Annotated in this window: 15 protein-coding genes; 11 read left to right on the plus strand and 4 right to left on the minus strand. The window is 75.1% G+C overall.

The window, feature by feature from the left end:
* The first annotated feature begins 14 nt into the window (after positions 1 to 14).
* Both ACFVDM_RS23910 and ACFVDM_RS23915 read left to right on the plus strand, forming a co-directional pair.
* A complete protein-coding gene (locus ACFVDM_RS23910) occupies positions 15 to 830 on the plus strand; it encodes an ABC transporter permease (protein ID WP_383643965.1) in 816 nt (271 codons plus the stop codon).
* A gap of 34 nt (positions 831 to 864) precedes the next feature.
* The gene (locus ACFVDM_RS23915) at positions 865 to 1,638 is read left to right on the plus strand and encodes an ABC transporter permease (RefSeq protein ID WP_383643571.1); all 774 of its coding nucleotides are present in this window, start codon (positions 865 to 867) and stop codon (positions 1,636 to 1,638) included.
* Between the two features lie 162 nt (positions 1,639 to 1,800).
* On the opposite strand, the gene ybaK is transcribed toward ACFVDM_RS23915, so the two are convergent.
* From ybaK to ACFVDM_RS23935, 4 genes are all read right to left on the minus strand, one after another.
* On the minus strand, positions 1,801 to 2,304 hold the full coding sequence (gene ybaK, locus ACFVDM_RS23920) for a Cys-tRNA(Pro) deacylase (RefSeq protein ID WP_383643574.1): 504 nt from the start codon (positions 2,302 to 2,304) through the stop codon (positions 1,801 to 1,803).
* Positions 2,305 to 2,324: 20 nt separating this feature from the next.
* Positions 2,325 to 3,068 carry an LON peptidase substrate-binding domain-containing protein gene (locus tag ACFVDM_RS23925; protein ID WP_383643577.1) on the minus strand — a complete coding sequence of 248 codons (744 nt, stop codon included), beginning with the start codon at positions 3,066 to 3,068 and terminating at the stop codon, positions 2,325 to 2,327.
* Positions 3,069 to 3,073: 5 nt separating this feature from the next.
* Positions 3,074 to 4,102: a hypothetical protein gene (locus tag ACFVDM_RS23930; RefSeq protein WP_383643580.1), complete on the minus strand. Its 1,029-nt coding sequence runs from the start codon at positions 4,100 to 4,102 to the stop codon at positions 3,074 to 3,076.
* A 199-nt stretch (positions 4,103 to 4,301) separates the two neighbouring features.
* Positions 4,302 to 5,903 carry an oxidoreductase gene (locus ACFVDM_RS23935; RefSeq protein WP_383643583.1) on the minus strand — a complete coding sequence of 534 codons (1,602 nt, stop codon included), beginning with the start codon at positions 5,901 to 5,903 and terminating at the stop codon, positions 4,302 to 4,304.
* 188 nt (positions 5,904 to 6,091) lie between these two features.
* Between ACFVDM_RS23935 and hisD the strand changes: the two genes are divergently transcribed.
* From hisD to ACFVDM_RS23980, 9 genes are all read left to right on the plus strand, one after another.
* Complete coding sequence (hisD, locus tag ACFVDM_RS23940) at positions 6,092 to 7,414, plus strand: histidinol dehydrogenase (RefSeq protein WP_383643586.1); 1,323 nt, start codon at positions 6,092 to 6,094, stop codon at positions 7,412 to 7,414.
* Entirely contained in the window at positions 7,411 to 8,562 is a 1,152-nt protein-coding gene (locus ACFVDM_RS23945; RefSeq protein WP_383643589.1) for a histidinol-phosphate transaminase, read from the plus strand. Before hisD ends, ACFVDM_RS23945 begins: the two co-directional genes overlap by 4 nt.
* Complete coding sequence (gene hisB / locus ACFVDM_RS23950; RefSeq protein WP_383643592.1) at positions 8,559 to 9,155, plus strand: imidazoleglycerol-phosphate dehydratase HisB; 597 nt, start codon at positions 8,559 to 8,561, stop codon at positions 9,153 to 9,155. Before ACFVDM_RS23945 ends, hisB begins: the two co-directional genes overlap by 4 nt.
* Positions 9,152 to 9,319, plus strand: a complete 168-nt coding sequence (locus ACFVDM_RS23955) for a hypothetical protein (protein WP_383643595.1) — start codon at positions 9,152 to 9,154, stop codon at positions 9,317 to 9,319. Before hisB ends, ACFVDM_RS23955 begins: the two co-directional genes overlap by 4 nt.
* Positions 9,320 to 9,330: 11 nt before the next feature.
* Positions 9,331 to 9,972, plus strand: coding sequence for an imidazole glycerol phosphate synthase subunit HisH (hisH, locus tag ACFVDM_RS23960; RefSeq protein WP_383643598.1), 642 nt, complete (start codon positions 9,331 to 9,333; stop codon positions 9,970 to 9,972).
* Entirely contained in the window at positions 9,972 to 10,697 is a 726-nt protein-coding gene (gene priA / locus ACFVDM_RS23965; protein WP_383643600.1) for a bifunctional 1-(5-phosphoribosyl)-5-((5-phosphoribosylamino)methylideneamino)imidazole-4-carboxamide isomerase/phosphoribosylanthranilate isomerase PriA, read from the plus strand. Before hisH ends, priA begins: the two co-directional genes overlap by 1 nt.
* Before the next feature lie 34 nt (positions 10,698 to 10,731).
* Positions 10,732 to 11,487 carry an imidazole glycerol phosphate synthase subunit HisF gene (gene hisF / locus ACFVDM_RS23970; protein ID WP_383643603.1) on the plus strand — a complete coding sequence of 252 codons (756 nt, stop codon included), beginning with the start codon at positions 10,732 to 10,734 and terminating at the stop codon, positions 11,485 to 11,487.
* Positions 11,488 to 11,700: 213 nt separating this feature from the next.
* Positions 11,701 to 14,652, plus strand: coding sequence for a LuxR C-terminal-related transcriptional regulator (locus ACFVDM_RS23975; protein WP_383643606.1), 2,952 nt, complete (start codon positions 11,701 to 11,703; stop codon positions 14,650 to 14,652).
* Between the two features lie 204 nt (positions 14,653 to 14,856).
* Complete coding sequence (locus ACFVDM_RS23980; protein WP_383643609.1) at positions 14,857 to 16,197, plus strand: helix-turn-helix domain-containing protein; 1,341 nt, start codon at positions 14,857 to 14,859, stop codon at positions 16,195 to 16,197.
* Positions 16,198 to 16,258 lie beyond the last annotated feature (61 nt).

The following is a 16,258-nucleotide window of genomic DNA, read 5'->3' on the forward strand; positions in this document are numbered from 1 at the left end:
ACGCGATCAGTGCGGTGGCCGGGGCCACCGAGACCTCAGGGGCGAACGGGGCGGGCCCCGTGCCCGGAGCCGGGCCCGCGCCGCTGGCGCCCCGGGCCCGGCTGTTCCCCTCCCTCGCCGCGGTCTACCGCGCGCAGCTCAGCCGGGCCCGGGTGGCCCGGATCCCGCTGCTCTTCGTGGCGACCTTCCAGTCCGTCGGGATCATGGTCCTGATGCGCGGAGTCGTGGACGGCGGGGCCGAGGCGCGCGCGGTGGTGGCCGGATCCAGCGTCCTGGTCGTCGCCTTCGTCGCGCTGAACCTGCTCGCCCAGTACTTCGGGCAGCTGCGGGCGGCCGGCGGGCTCGACCACTACGCGACGCTGCCGGTGCCGCCCGCGGCCGTGGTGCTCGGAGCGGCCGGCGCGTACGCCTCCTTCACCGTGCCCGGCACGGTGGTGACGGCCGTGGCCGGAAGTGTGCTGTTCGGGCTGCCGATGGCCCATCTCTGGGTGCTCGTCGCCGTCGTCCCGCTCTCCGGGGCGGCGCTCTCGGGGCTCGGGGCCGCGCTCGGGCTGCTCGCCCCGCGCCAGGAACTGGCCACGCTGCTCGGCCAGCTCGGCATGTCCGCGGCGCTGCTGCTGGGCGTCCTGCCGGCCGACCGGCTGCCGGGGCCGGTGGGCTGGGCCCGGGACCTGCTGCCCTCCACGTACGGGGTCGAGGCGCTCTCCCGCTCGTTCGACGCCCGGCCCGACTGGGCGGTCGTCGCCCTCGACCTCGGGGTCTGTGCGGCCGTGGGCGTCCTCTCGCTGGCCGTGGCGGCCTGGGCGTACCGCAGGGCGTCGGTCCGGTGAGGCGGCGGACAGGGGCGCCTGGCACGATGGCACGGTGACCGCACCTCTGACGCCGCCGCACCAGCCCTCGCCCCACGACCCGTGGCAGAAGCCGCCGGAAGGGGACGGCCGTACGGGGTCCCATCCCTGGGCCCCGGCCACCGACGACGACGGGGCGCTCCGTACCGATCTGCGGCGCGCGGCGGTCGTCGCGGGCATCGTGACCGTCGCCGGGATCCTCCTCGGACTGCTCTGGCTCTGGCTGGCGCCGCGCGTTCCGCTGGTCTCCGACGACAGCGCGGTCTTCCTCAGCGACAGCGAGGGCGAGGAGGCGATCGGGGCCGACGGCACGTTCGCGCTGCTGGGCCTGGCCTTCGGGGCGGTCTCCGCGGGGCTCGTCTTCTGGTTCCACCGGCGCGGCGGGATCCCGCTCGTCGCCGGGCTCGCCGTGGGCGGGGTGCTCGGGTCGCTGCTGGCCTGGCAGCTCGGTACGCGGCTCGGGCCGACGGACGACGTGGTCGCGCACGCGCGCGAGGTCGGCAAGGGCGTGATCTTCGACGCGCCGCTGGAACTGCACGCGAAGGGGGCGCTGCTGGCGTGGTCGCTGGCGGCGATGGCGGTGCATCTGGGGCTGACGGCGTTGTTCGGGCCCCGGGATCCGGAGCCGTGGGGGGTGTACGGGGTACCGGGGGCGCCGGAGGCGCCGGTCGGGGGGCCGGAGGCGGTTGGCGGGCCCGGGGCGTCCGGGGCGCCTGTGCCGCCCGTGCCGCCTGGGGCGTCCGATGGTGGCGGGGGGTCCGGGGGCGCTGGGCCGGCTGCCGCGGGGTGAGCATGGGGCGGGGTGCGGGGGGTGCCGCTGCGCGGGGCCCTTCCCCTCCCCGCCCCTTCCCGTAACCGGGGGCGCTGCCCCCGGCCCCCGGTCCTCAAACGCCGGACGGGCTGGATCGTGCCGGGGTGGGCTCGGTTTCGCCGGGGTGGAGCCGCGAGCGTTCTACGCGCGGCCGATCGGGGCGAACGTCGCCGAGGTCAGGGTGGCCAGGTCGTCGGGGGAGAGTTCGACCTCCAGGCCGCGGCGGCCGGCGGAGACGCAGATGGTGGAGTGGGCGCGGGCGCAGGCGTCGAGGACGGTCGGGAGGCGTTTGCGCTGGCCCAGGGGGGAGATGCCGCCGCGGACGTAGCCGGTGGTGCGTTCGGCGGCGGCGGGGTCGGCCATGGTGGCGCGCTTGCCGCCGACGGCGGAGGCGAGGGCCTTCAGGTCGAGGGAGCCGGCCACGGGGACGACGGCGACGGTCAGCCGGCCGTCGACGTCGGCGACGAGGGTCTTGAAGACGCGGTCGGGGGAGACCCCGAGGGCCTCGGCGGCCTCCTCGCCGTAGGAGGCGGACGCCGGGTCGTGCTCGTACGCGTGCACGGTGAAGGCGGTGCCCGCGGCGGTCAGCGCCACCGTGGCGGGGGTGCCGCCGGACTGGGTCTGCTTCTTCGGCTTCTTCGCCACGGGACGGAGGCTCCGGTCGCTCAGTTGGGGTGGGTCGGGGCGCGGGTCAGGTCCACCGCGGGCAGCGAGGGAAGGTGCCGGATGACGGCGGTCTCGGAGCGCAGCAGGGACAGCTCCTCGCGCAGCCGGGTCGCGGTGTCCGGGGCCTGGAGGAGCCGCTGCTTCGCGGGGATGTCCAGGACCGCGGCGGCGGCGACCAGGTACGAGACGACGGACGGCTCGTCGGGGAGGTCCGCCCCCGTGGTCAGGGAACGCTCGTTCGCGCCCGCCAGCCGCTTCTGGTAGCCCCGGAAGGCCCGCAGGACACCGTCGGCGAGCGCGTCCGCGCCCTCGCCCGGGTCCTCCTCCAGCTCTTCGAGCTCCGCCGTGAGGTACGGGCCGCTCGCGTCCACGGAGAGCAGCCGCACCCGGCTGGTGCCGGTCGCCAGCACCTCGAAGCTGCCGTCCGAGCGCTCCCGGATCTTCGCCGCGTCGGCGACGCAGCCGACCCGGTGGAAGCTCTGGACCGGATCGGGGCCGAAACCGTCGGCCGGGCCGCGTTCGGCCGGGAGCGTCACGGCGTCCGGCATGCCGGCCCCCGTCGGGGCGGTCTCGCGGCCGTCGCGGATGGCGACCACGGCGAAACGGCGCGGTTCGTCCTCGTCGGTCTTCAGCAGCTCGCGCATCATGGCGCGATAACGCTCCTCGAAGACGTTCAGCGGCAGCACGAGGCCCGGGAACAGCACCGCGTTCAGCGGGAACAGGGGCAGGCGAGCGGTGGTCACAGCGGTCAAGCGTAATGGCCGCGCGGCCGGCCCCGGTCGCCGGACGGCCTCCTGGCCGCCGCCCGCCGCCGCGCCGTGTCCCGCGCGTCGAGGAACACCCCCAGCGGATCGGCCGAGACGGTCGCCCACGGGAACGACGACGCATGCGGCCCGATCCGCTCGAACTGCTCCCGCGCCTCGGCCCAGCGACCCCGCGCGACCAGCACGTACGCCAGCAGATTGCGGACCTCGGCGGGCCACGGGTCGCCCGGCGCGAAGGACGCGGACAGCGCGATCGCCAGATCGCAGGCGGCATCGGTCCGGTCCAGCTGCACCGAGGTCGTCGAGGCGCCCGGGGCGTCGGCCAGCAGGGCGAAGGCGGCCCGCAGCGGCAGGGCCTGCACCAGGGAGTTGGGCAGCGCGTCCTCGGCCGCCCGCTCCGCGAAGTCGAAGCACTCGCGGTGCGAGCCGTACCAGGCGGCGGAGAGGTACTGGAGGGCCGCGACATGGCAGCCGTAGTGGTGGGTGGAGCGCTGTACGGCCTGTTCCCACAGCGCCTCGAACGTGGTGTGCGTGGCCCGGGTCCCCCGGGCGTGGTCCAGCGCCAGCCGCCAGGGCACCGGATCGCGCGGATCGCCCTGCGTCGCCGCCGTGATCACCGGCCCGACCGCGCGCAGCTGTTCGGCGCGGGCCGGCGAGTCCCAGGCCCGCTCCACGGCGAGCTGCGCCTTGACCAGGGCGGCGTCGGGATCGTGCGGGGCCGCGGCCAGCCAGGACCGCAGCCAGCCGTCCCGGTTCCTGGCGAAGGCCACCAACCGGTTGAGATAGCGGTCCCGCAGCTCCCACTCCGCCGCGTCCCGGGTGGTCGCCAGCAGTTTGGCCGCCGGTTCGTACTCCCCGAGGGCGGCGGCCACCAGGGCGGGCGACAGCCGCTCGTCGGGGGCGTCGAGCATCACCGCATGGTCCGCCGGCCAGCCGGCGGGCAGCTCCGGCACAGGCCGGATCATGCGCGCGGTGCGGAGCAGAGCACGGAGGAAAGACATGGTGCAGACCATTGAAAAGCGCTGGTCGGGACGGCGCCAGAGGGGTGCTGTGAAGCTTTGGTGCCGAGTGGGAGGGTTGCCCCGCCCATGGCCAAGAAAGAGTAAAGGAATGGGGTCGATTTTGGCTTGATCCGACCGCTTCGGGGGTGCGCGGCCGCCCGCCGGGGCAAGGCCGCGCCCCGGGGAGCGTACGGAGACGGGCCCGGCGGAGTCAGCCGCGCCGCAGGAGACGGGTGGCCCCGGCCGCGACCGTGGTGGCCAGTATCCAGCCCAGCAGGACGAGCACGGCCGCCAGCCACTGCCAGCCGCCCTCCATCCGCCAGTAGCCGTCCTGGCCGAGATTGATCACCGGCACCAGCAGGTCCAGCGCGTACAGCGACGCGTTCCACTCCGGATGCTCGTCCTGTTTGATCGCGGCCGGTTCGTACCGCGAGAAGACCAGCGCGCCCGCCGCCCACAGCACCGCCATCCACAGTGCGGCCCGCCCCGGCCGGTAGCCGTACGCCACCGTCCAGTCCTGGAGGAAGCCCCAGAGCTTCGCGGCGGGCGGCAGGGTCTCCCGGCGCCGCCGCTGCTTGGCCAGCAGCACCTCGCGGGCGTCCGAGTCCTCCCCGCTCGACCGCAGCACCGCCGCCAGCCGCTCGTACGGCTCCGGCGCGTACTCCGGGGTCGCCGCCGACACCCACTCCAGACGCCGGGCGAGCGGGAAATGGCCGTACGGCACCAGGTTCTCGTAGACGAAGCCGCCCATCGCCAGCCCGCCGGGACCCGGCCAGCTGCTCGACACGTCGATCAGCGTGACGACCTTCGCCCCGTTGAGCACCACCCGGCCGCGCGCCGGCCGCTCCGGGTTGAAGCGCAGCTCGGGGACGGCGATCCGGCGCAGCGACAGCTCCTCGCGGTCCGCCAGCCGGAACACCGCCTTGTGCAGGTCGACCGCGTCGCCGAACCGCCCGTCGTCCAGCCGCACCCCGCCCCGGCAGCGGAAGACCTGCGGGCGGGTGCCGTGCGCCGGGGTGGGGGAGGAGGAGATGCCGAACGGCGGGGTGGTGCCCGGGTTCCCCGTGTCCACGCTCACCCAGGCCTCGCTCATGTACAGCGTCCGCTCCACGCTCAGCTGCGGGGCGTTGAGCGCGCGCCGGCCCTGCGCCGCCCGCAGCCGGCTGCCCCGCAGGCTCAGCGAACCGCCCACCTTCGCCCCGCGCAGGCTCAGCTCCCCGAGCGTCTCGATCATCTCCGCCTGGAGGTCCTGGCCCACCGAGAGCCCGTCGCCCAGCAGCGCCCGCCCCTGCCGGTCCGGCCCGATGTCGATCTGGTTGAGCAGCAGATCCGTGCCGATCTGCGCGTCCGTGAGCCGGATGCCGCGCTCCACCCGGCACCGGGGCAGATGCAGATCGCCCTCGGTGCGCAGCCGCGCCGCCTCCAGCCGGGGCATCGCGCACCCCACGATCCGCAGGGTCGTGAAATGGCATTCGGGCAGCAGGACCTCCTCGTCGAACCGGCAGCCCGTCATCTCCACATACGGATCGACCCGGCCGCCGGCCAGATCCAGCCGCCCCGTGATCCGCAGCCCCCGCAGCTTCAGCGCCGCGACCCGGCCGGGCCGCGGACGCGGTCCGTTCAGCAGCAGCCGCGCCACGACCCGGGCCTCCACACTGCGCTCGACGCCCCAGCCCTGCGGGGCGAACGGATCGTCGCGCACCGTGTCGCGGGCGCGCAGGTCGTAGGTGGTCCCGGTCCGGAAGGACTGCCACATGCCCAGTTCGGCAGCGCTGAGGTCGTCCGGGAAATCCCCGTCGTGCGGTTCGGTCACCGACGCCCCTCTCGTTCGGAGCCGCCGGCCGGCGGGGGACGCGGTCCCTCCGGTTCCGGTCGGCCGTAATCCCGTTATTCCCTCTGAGTGACTGTGTGAACGCTCATAGTCAGCCGTGACGGCCTGGGCATGTATCAGCCAGTGATACGGGCGTCCGGCCGTCGGAGCCGGTCTGCGAGAATTGCGGTGTGATCTCTCGAATCGATCTGCGCGGCGATGCCCTCCCCGAGGGCGGCGCCCTGCGCGACCTGCTGCCCCGTGCCGAGTTCGACGTGGAAGCCGCCCTGGAGACGGTGCGGCCGATCTGTGACGACGTACGCCATCGGGGCTCCGCGGCAGTGATCGACTGGGGGGAGAAGTTCGACGGCGTACGGCTGGAAGCGATCAGGGTCCCCGCGGACGCGATCGCCGCCGCCCTGGACGGGCTCGACCCCGCCGTCCGCGCCGCCCTGGAGGAGTCGATCCGCCGCGCCCGCCTCGTCCACCGCGAGCAGCGCCGCACCACGCACACCACCCAGGTCGTGCCCGGCGGCACCGTCACCGAGAAGTGGGTCCCGGTCGAGCGCGTCGGGCTGTACGTGCCGGGCGGACGCTCGGTCTACCCCTCCTCCGTGGTGATGAACGTGGTGCCCGCCCAGGAGGCCGGCGTCGAGGGAGTCGCCATCGCCTCGCCGCCGCAGAAGGAGTTCGGCGGACTGCCGCACCCCACGATCCTGGCCGCCTGCGCCCTGCTCGGGGTGGACGAGGTCTATGCCGCCGGCGGCGCCCAGGCCGTCGCGATGTTCGCGTACGGCACCGAGGACTGCCTGCCCGTCAACCTCGTCACCGGACCCGGCAACATCTACGTGGCCGCCGCCAAGCGCCTCCTCAAGGGCCGCATCGGCATCGACGCCGAGGCCGGGCCGACCGAGATCGCGATCCTCGCGGACTCCACCGCCGATCCGGTGCACGTCGCCGCCGACCTGATCAGCCAGGCCGAGCACGATCCGATGGCCGCCGCCGTCCTGGTCACCGACTCCGAGGAGCTGGCCGCCGCCACCGAGGCCGAGCTGGTCCCGCAGGTCGCCGCGACCAAGCACGTCGCCGACCGCATCGAGCCCGCCCTGGCCGGCCGCCAGTCGGCGATCGTCCTCGTCAACGACCTGGAGGACGGTCTCAAGGTCGTCGATGCGTACGCCGCCGAGCACCTGGAGATCCAGACGGAGAACGCCGCGGCCGTCGCCGACCGCGTCCGCAACGCCGGAGCGGTCTTCGTCGGCCCCTGGTCGCCCGTCTCGCTCGGCGACTACTGCGCCGGCTCCAACCACGTCCTGCCCACCGGCGGCTGCGCCTGCCACTCCTCGGGCCTGTCCGTGCAGTCCTTCCTGCGCGGCATCCACATCGTCGACTACACGCGCGACGCCCTGGCCGAGGTCACCCACCATGTGGTGACCCTCGCCGAGGCGGAGGACCTCCCCGCCCACGGCGCCGCGCTCAAGGCCAGGTTCGGGTGGAAGGTTCCCCAGCAGTGACGAACAGCAACGCCGGCGGTCCCACGGCCAATCCCTGGGACGCCCTGCCCCTGCGCGACGAACTGCGCGGCCAGTCCCCGTACGGAGCGCCCCAGCTCGACGTCCCCGTACGGCTGAACACCAACGAGAACCCGTACCCGCTCCCCGACGCCCTCGTCGACCGGATCGCCGAACGGGTCCGCGAGGCCGCCCGCGACCTCAACCGCTACCCCGACCGCAACGCCGTCGAGCTCCGCACCGAGCTGGCCCGTTACCTCACCCGCACCGCCGGCCACGAGGTCGGCGCCGCCAACGTCTGGGCGGCCAACGGCTCCAACGAGGTCCTCCAGCAACTGCTGCAGACCTTCGGCGGACCCGGACGCACCGCGATCGGCTTCGAGCCCTCGTACTCGATGCACGCCCTGATCGCCCGGGGCACCGGCACCGGCTGGATCTCCGGACCGCGCAACGAGGACTTCACCATCGACGTGGACGCCGCCCGCGCGGTCATCGCCGAGCGCCGCCCCGACGTCGTCTTCATCACCTCCCCCAACAACCCCACCGGCACCGCCGTCGACGCGGACACGGTCCTCGCGCTGTACGAGGCCGCGCAGGCCGCCAAGCCGTCGATGGTCGTCGTGGACGAGGCGTACGGCGAGTTCAGCCACCACCCCTCGCTGCTGCCGCTGATCGAAGGCCGCCCCCACCTGGTGCTCTCGCGCACCATGTCGAAGGCGTTCGGCGCCGCCGGGCTCCGTCTCGGCTACCTCGCCGCCGACCCCGCCGTGGTCGACGCGGTGCAGCTGGTCCGGCTGCCGTACCACCTGTCCTCCGTCACCCAGGCCACCGCGCTCGCCGCCCTGGAGCACACCGATACGCTCCTCGGGTACGTCGCGCAGCTCAAGAGCGAGCGCGACCGGATCGTCACCGAACTGCGGGCCCTCGGCTTCGACGTCACCGATTCGGACGCCAACTTCGTCCAGTTCGGCCGCTTCGCCGACAGCCACACCGCGTGGCGGCAGATCCTCGACCGGGGCGTCCTGGTCCGGGACAACGGCGTACCGGGATGGCTGCGGGTCTCCGCGGGGACCCCGGAGGAGAACGACGCGTTCCTCGACGCGGTTCGCACGCTAGACACTGAGAACGCCAAGAAGGAGCACGACGCATGAGCGCCCGCGTAGGCCGCGTGGAACGCACCACGAAGGAAACGTCGGTGCTGGTCGAGATCAACCTCGACGGCACCGGAAAGGTCGATGTCGCTACCGGGGTCGGCTTCTACGACCACATGCTCGACCAGCTCGGCCGGCACGGTCTGTTCGACCTCACGGTCAAGACCGACGGCGATCTGCACATCGACTCGCACCACACCATCGAGGACACCGCCCTCGCGCTGGGGGCCGCCTTCAAGCAGGCCCTCGGCGACAAGGTCGGCATCTACCGCTTCGGCAACTGCACCGTCCCGCTGGACGAGTCGCTCGCCCAGGTCACCGTCGACCTCTCCGGCCGCCCCTACCTGGTGCACACCGAGCCGGAGAACATGGCGCCGATGATCGGCGCCTACGACACGACGATGACCCGGCACATCCTGGAGTCCTTCGTCGCCCAGGCGCAGATCGCCCTGCACGTGCACGTCCCGTACGGACGCAACGCGCACCACATCGTCGAGTGCCAGTTCAAGGCGCTCGCCCGCGCCCTGCGCTACGCCAGCGAGCGCGACCCGCGCGCCGCCGGCATCCTCCCCTCCACGAAGGGCGCACTGTGACCGGCCTCAACACCGTCCTGATCGTGGTCGGTCTCTTCCTGGCCGGGGGCGTCTACTCCTTCGCCAAGCAGGGCATGCCCAAGGGCGTCGTCGTGCTGCTCGGGCTGGCCTCCGTGATGTGCCTGGTCGCGGGCGTCATGCGGATCCAGGGACTCTGGGACTGAGGGGCACGCACATGGACACCAAGAAGAAGGTCGTCGTCTTCGACTACGGCTTCGGCAACGTCCGCTCCGCCGAACGCGCCCTGGCGCACGTCGGCGCCGACGTCGAGATCACCCGCGACTTCGACACCGCGATGAACGCCGACGGGCTGCTCGTGCCCGGCGTCGGCGCGTTCTCCGCGTGCATGGAGGGGCTGAAGAAGGCCCGCGGCGAATGGATCATCGGCCGCAGGCTCGCCGGCGGGCGTCCCGTCATGGGCATCTGCGTGGGCATGCAGATCCTCTTCGAGCGCGGCATCGAGCACGGAGTGGAGACCGAGGGCCTGGACGAGTGGCCCGGCACCGTCGGCCCGCTCAAGGCCGACGTCGTCCCGCACATGGGGTGGAACACCGTCGAGGCCCCCGAGGGCTCCCAGCTCTTCGCCGGGCTCGACGCCGGTACGCGCTACTACTTCGTGCACTCCTACGCGGCGCACGACTGGACCCTCGAAGTCACCAACCCGCAGATCCGTGCCCCCCGGGTCACCTGGGCCACCCACGGCGAACGGTTCGTGGCGGCCGTGGAGAACGGCGCGCTGTGGGCCACCCAGTTCCACCCCGAGAAGTCCGGCGACGCCGGCGCCCAGCTGCTGACCAACTGGATCGAGACGCTGTAATGCCCAAGCTTGAACTGCTCCCCGCCGTAGACGTCCGCGACGGCCAGGCGGTCCGCCTGGTGCACGGCGAGTCCGGCTCCGAGACCTCCTACGGCTCGCCGCTGGAGGCCGCCCTGGCCTGGCAGCGCTCCGGCGCCGAGTGGCTGCACCTGGTCGACCTGGACGCCGCCTTCGGCACCGGCGACAACCGGGCGCTGATCGCCGAGGTGGCCGGCGCCATGGACATCAAGGTGGAGCTCTCCGGCGGCATCCGCGACGACGCCACGCTCGCCGCCGCCCTCGCCACCGGCTGCCGCCGCGTCAACCTCGGCACCGCCGCCCTGGAGACCCCGGAATGGGTCGCCAAGGTCATCGCCGAGCACGGCGACCAGATCGCCGTCGGCCTCGACGTGCGCGGCACCACCCTGCGCGGCCGCGGCTGGACCCGTGACGGCGGCGACCTCTACGAGACGCTGGCCCGCCTCGACTCCGAGGGCTGCGCCCGCTACGTCGTCACCGACATCGCCAAGGACGGCACGCTCCAGGGCCCCAACCTGGAGCTCCTGAAGAACGTCTGCGCCGCCACCGACAAGCCCGTCGTCGCCTCCGGCGGCGTCTCCTCCCTCGACGACCTGCGGGCCATCTCCTCGCTCGTCCCCGAGGGCGTCGAGGGCGCGATCGTCGGCAAGGCGCTGTACGCGAAGGCGTTCACCCTGGAAGAGGCGCTGGAGGCGGTCTCCGCATGACCGCGTCCGCACCCGCGCGCCGGGGAGGTGCCCGATGACCCTGGCCGTACGCGTCATCCCCTGCCTCGACGTGGACAACGGCCGCGTCGTCAAGGGCGTCAACTTCCAGAACCTGCGCGACGCCGGCGACCCCGTCGAGATGGCCAAGCTGTACGACGCCGAGGGCGCCGACGAGCTGACCTTCCTCGACATCACCGCCTCCAGCGGCGACCGGGAGACGACCTACGACGTGGTGCGCCGCACCGCCGAACAGGTCTTCATCCCGCTCACCGTCGGCGGCGGCGTCCGTACCGCCGACGACGTCGACAAGCTGCTGCGCGCAGGCGCGGACAAGGTCGGCGTCAACACGGCGGCCATCGCCCGCCCGGAGCTGATCCGGGAGATCGCCGAGCGCTTCGGCCGCCAGGTCCTGGTGCTCTCCGTGGACGCCCGGCGCACCCCCGCCGGCACCTTCGAGGTCACCACGCACGGCGGGCGCCGGGGCACCGGCATCGACGCCGTCGAATGGGCGCACCGGGCCGCCGAACTGGGCGCGGGCGAGATCCTGCTCAACTCCATGGACGCCGACGGCACCAAGGACGGCTACGACACCGAGATGATCGCCGCCGTCCGCGCGCACGTGACCGTTCCCGTCATCGCCTCCGGCGGCGCGGGCCGGCTCGCGGACTTCGCGCCGGCCGTCGACGCCGGGGCCGACGCGGTGCTCGCCGCGTCCGTCTTCCACTTCGGCGATCTGCGGATCTCCGAGGTGAAGGGCGCCCTCGGAGAGGCCGGACACCCGGTCCGCTGAACCACCGCCCGGCCGGGTGCCGGGTGACGGGGCCGTACCGCTCAAGGGCGGTGCGGCCCCGCCGTCGTGCTCCGGGACCGGACGGCGCCCCGCTGTGCACGCGCACAGCCGGACGCCGTCCTTCCTGGGAGCGCGCACCGCAAGCCGGGACGCGGGGAACGGCGGCGGACGCATGCCTTCCGGCCCTGTTTACGCGGAAGTAACGTGCCGGACGTGACTTCCTCGACGACCGTGCACAGTCCGCTCCGGCTGTACGGCCGCAGCGGTGAACTCGCCATCATCGACACCCTGTTGACCCGCCTTCGGTACGGCGACGGAGGGGCGCTGGTCCTCACGGCGCTCCCCGGGACCGGCCGCACCGCCCTGCTGGAGAGGGCCGCGGCCCTCCACCGCGACGGGCACACCGGCCCCGTGCTGTACGCCACCGCCGACCCCGCCGAGCGGCGGCTGCCGTTCAGCGGACTGCACGCCCTGCTCTGCTCGGCGCCGGGCCCGCTCCCGGTGGCACCGGACCGGCTGCTGCGCGAGGGGATCACCCCCGCCGCGCTGCTCGCCCTGATGCGCGAACTCGGCGCGGACCGGCCGCTCCTGGTCTGCGTGGACGACGCCGACGCCTGGGACGCGGAGTCGTGGGCCGCGCTCGTCTTCGCGGCCCGCAGACTCGGCGCGGGGAGCCGGGCCGCCGTGCTGGCCGCCGCCGGGGAGGGGACGGGGCTCGCCGGACTGCCCGCGCTCCGGCTCGGCCCGCTCGACGACGACGCGGCGGCGGCCCTCCTGGACCGGATCACCGGCGCCGGGGGAGCAGCGGACCCGGTGGACCCGGTGGTCCGGGGCGAACTCCTGCGGGAGGCGGCCGGCAACCCCCGGCTGCTCACCGGCCTCACCGCCCGGCTCACCCCCGGCCAGCTCGCCGGCCGTACCGCGCTGCCCTGGCCCCTGCCGGGCGCCGAGGACGTCCTGGAGGCACACGCCGTCCGCCTCGACGCCCTGCCCCCGCACACCCGCACCCTGCTGCTGCTCGCCGCCGCGGCCCACGCGCACGAACCCGAGGGGACCGGGGCCGACACGGTCCTGCTGCTGCGCGCCGCCGCCGCGGCCGGGCTCGGCACCACCGCCCCGGACCTCACCCTGCGCACCCCCGCCCGCACCGCGGGCGTCCTCCAACGGGCCGGCGACCGCGTCCACTTCGGGCACCCCCTGCTGCTCCGCGCCGTCCTCCACCGTGCCCCGCCCCGGCAGCTCCGCGCGGCACACGGCCTCCTCGCCGCCCTGCTGACACCCCCGGCCCGGACGGACCGGCGGACCACGAAACGCGCGAAGACCGTCGCCGCCCCGGTGTCGGGCGGCTTCGGCCCGTCGGCCTCGGCGCGGGACGGCCTTGGCCTTCCCGCGTCGGCTCGCGACGGTTTCGCCCCGCCCGCCCCGGCGCCCGGAGCCCCTGCCCCGTCCGTCCCCGGGCGCCCCGTCGCCGGGGCCGCGGCGCTGCCCGCGCTCGTGCAGTGGGCCTGTGCCGCCGACGGGCCCGACGACCGGCTGGCCGACGCGCTGGAGGCCTCGGCCACGGCGCCGCGCCCTCCGGGCGAACGGGCGGCGGCGCTGGCCCGCGCCGCGCGGTTGACCACCGACGAGACGGTACGGGCCGGGCGGTTCGCCGCGGCCGCCGAACAGACCCGGCTCGCCGGGGACGCCGGACGGGCCCGCGCGCTGCTGGCCCGGGTGGGGGCCCGGACCCCGCACGGCCGCGCCCATCTCGTACGGGGGCTGCTCGCCCTGGGCGACGGGCCCGCCGCCGACGCCCATCAGGTGCTGCTCACCGCGGCGGACCTGCTCGCCCCGGCCGATCCGGGACGCGCCCTGGAGGCCCGGCTGGCCGCCGCGGAGGCCGCCTGGGCGATGGGGGACGCGCTCGCGTACCTGGACGCGCTGAGCCGTGCCCCGGTCGCCGCCGATCCCGCGCTCGTCCCCTACCGCGACGGTGTCCGCGCCCTGCTGCGGGGCCATCTCGCCGAGGGGCGCGGCCTGCTGCGGCGCTGTCTGGAGGACTCCGGCGGGACGGGGGACCCGGTGGCGCTGCTGCGGGGCGCGGTCTCGGCCCTGGTGCTGGGCGATCTGGAGGCCGCCTGCCGCTGCGGGACCAGGGCGCTCGCCGCCGTACGGGCCACCGGCACGGAGGCGCTGCTGCCGCAGGCGCTGGAGCATCTGGCCTATGCGGAGCTGCGGGCCGGCCGGCACGCCCGCGCCCGTGCCCACGCGCGGGAGGGACTGCGCGCCGCCGCCCGCACCGGGCAGCCGAACGCCGCCTCCCATCTGCACGCCGTCCTCGCCCTGGCCGCGTCCGTGGAGAGCGGTCCCGAGGAGTGCGCCGGCCACGCCGAGGCGGCGCTCGCGGGTGCCGGGCCGCACGGTCTCGCCCAGGCCGCCACCCTCGCCACCTGGGCACTGGCCCGCGCCGAACTGGCGGCCGGACGCTGCGGCGAGGCCGCGGCCCGACTGGACCCCCTCGTCCGCCCCGGCCCCCGGCGCGGCCACTTCGCGACCCGGATGCTGGCCGTGCCCTGCTATGTGGAGGCGTCCGTGCTGGCCGGCCGGGCGGACCGGGAGAGGGGAGGCGGCCCGGTCGCCGAGGCCGTGACGGAGTTCGCCGTCTGGGCGACCCGGACCACCGACCCCCAGGTTCCCGCCCAACTGGCCCGCTGCCGCGCCCTGCTGGCCGCGCCCGGGGACGCGGCCGGGCGGTACGGGGAGGCGCTGGCCCATCACGACCGGGCGGGCGGCGACTTCGAACGCGCCCGGACACAGCTGCTGTTCGGGGCGTGGCTGCGCCGGCGGCGCCGTACCCGGGAGGCCAGGGAGCCGCTGCGGGACGCCCTGGTCGGGTTCGAGCGGTGCGGTGCGCGGGCCTGGACCGACCGGACGCGCGGTGAACTGCGGGCGGCCGGTGAGGCGGCCCAGGCCCCGGCCGCGCACGGCGGCCCCGATCCGCTGACCGCGCTCACCCCGCAGCAGGCGCGGATCGCGCGCTGTGTGGCCGAGGGGGCGACCAACCGCGAGGTGGCGCTCCGGCTCTCGGTGAGCACCCGGACCGTCGACCACCACCTGCGCAATGTCTTCGCCGCCCTGGGGGTGCGCTCGCGGACCGAACTCGCCCGGGTGCTGGGTCACTGAGGGCCGCACCGGCCCCGCGGAACGGCCGTGTGGCGCGGAGGTTGCAGGACCGTGATGAGAAGGAGGCCGCAGACCCCTAGGTACCGACCGGCCGGTATGCCATATTGCGGACGTCAGGATGATTCGGTGTGCTCATGCCCAACGCCGGGCTGGGCGAACCGGAGCCGGCCGTTTCCGAGCCGGCCGATCCCGGTGGAGGCCGCCATGCCGCAGGTCGTACATTCACGGGTCAGGGCGCTGCACGGGCCGCCCCCCGTCGCGCCGATACCGCGCCGCTTCCGTTCGCTGGCCGACCGCGAGGCCGTCGCCGTACTGCACCGGGCCGCCCGGGTGCTGGTGGAGGCGCTGCCGGAGCTGACGGACCGGCTCGTCGAGGCGCTGCGCGAGCGGGAACCCGCCTACCGGTCGGCGATCGAGGCCGACGCCGCGGAGATCTGGCAGGAGGTGCACCACTCGCTGCGCCACAACGTCGCCTCGCTCATCCAGCCCCGCGAGTTCCGGGAGGCCGCCCACCGCACCTCCCGGCGGATCGGGGAGGTCCGGGCCGAACAGGGCCTGCCGCTCGACGCCGTCCTGCACGCCTTCCGGCTGGGCGGGGCGATGGTCTGGCAGGACCTCGTCGACGAGACCGGGCGCCGGCACCCCGAGGACGTCCGGCTCCTGGTCCATGTCGCCGCCGACGTCTGGAACTTCGTGGACGAGCACTGCGCGGTCGTCGCGGACGCCTACCGCCGCACCGAACGCCGGCTCGTCTGGCGGCGCGAGAACCGGCAGCGCCTGATGACGGCCGCGCTGCTGGACGGCACCGCCCAGATCGCCGAACTCCCGGACGCCGCCGCGATGCTGGGCCTCCCGGAACGCGGCCGGTACGCCGTGCTCGCGGTCGCCGCCGCCCGCCGCGCCCCGCACGGCACCGCGCGTCCGCCGCTCGCCCTGCCCGCCGGGACCGACGCGCTCTGGCACCCCGGTCCCGAGGCCGAGTTCGCGATCCTGCCGCTGGCCCGCCCCGAGGATCCGGAGCCCGCCGCGACCGGGACGGAGAACGCGGCTCCCGGCGCGCCCCGCGACGCCGCCGACGCCGAACTCGCCGCGCTGGCGGCCGGATTGTCGGCGCCGGCCGGGGCCCGGGTCGGCGTCGGCTCCGTCGTCGAGGGGCTGGCGGCGCTCGGGGAGGCCCGGCGGCTCGCCGAGACCGCGCTGCGGGCCTGCCCGGCCGGCGGCGGGGTGGTCCTCCTCGACGAGCATCTGCCCGCCGCCCTGGTCGTCTCCTCGCCGGACCTCGGCTCGGCGCTCGCCGCCCGGGTGCTGGGGCCGCTGGACCGGCTGGACCCGGCCGACCGAGAGGTGCTCATCGAGACGCTGACCGCCTGGCTCGACTCGGACGGCTCCGCCCAGCGGGCGGGCGCCCGCCTCTACTGCCACCGCAACACCGTCCTCAACCGCCTCCGCCGCTTCGAACAGCTCACCGGCCGCTGCCTCACCCGCCCCTCGGACGCCGTGGAGGTCTCCCTCGCCCTGGCCGCCCGCCGCCTGCTGACCGTGTAACGGCACACGCCGGTCCCGGCCGAGGGGGCGCGGGGCGGGGCCGCCGGTGCCGCGAGCGGCC

The sequence above is a fragment of the Streptomyces sp. NPDC057682 genome, from assembly GCF_042799575.1.
In the GTDB taxonomy this organism is placed as follows: Bacteria; Actinomycetota; Actinomycetes; order Streptomycetales; family Streptomycetaceae; genus Streptomyces.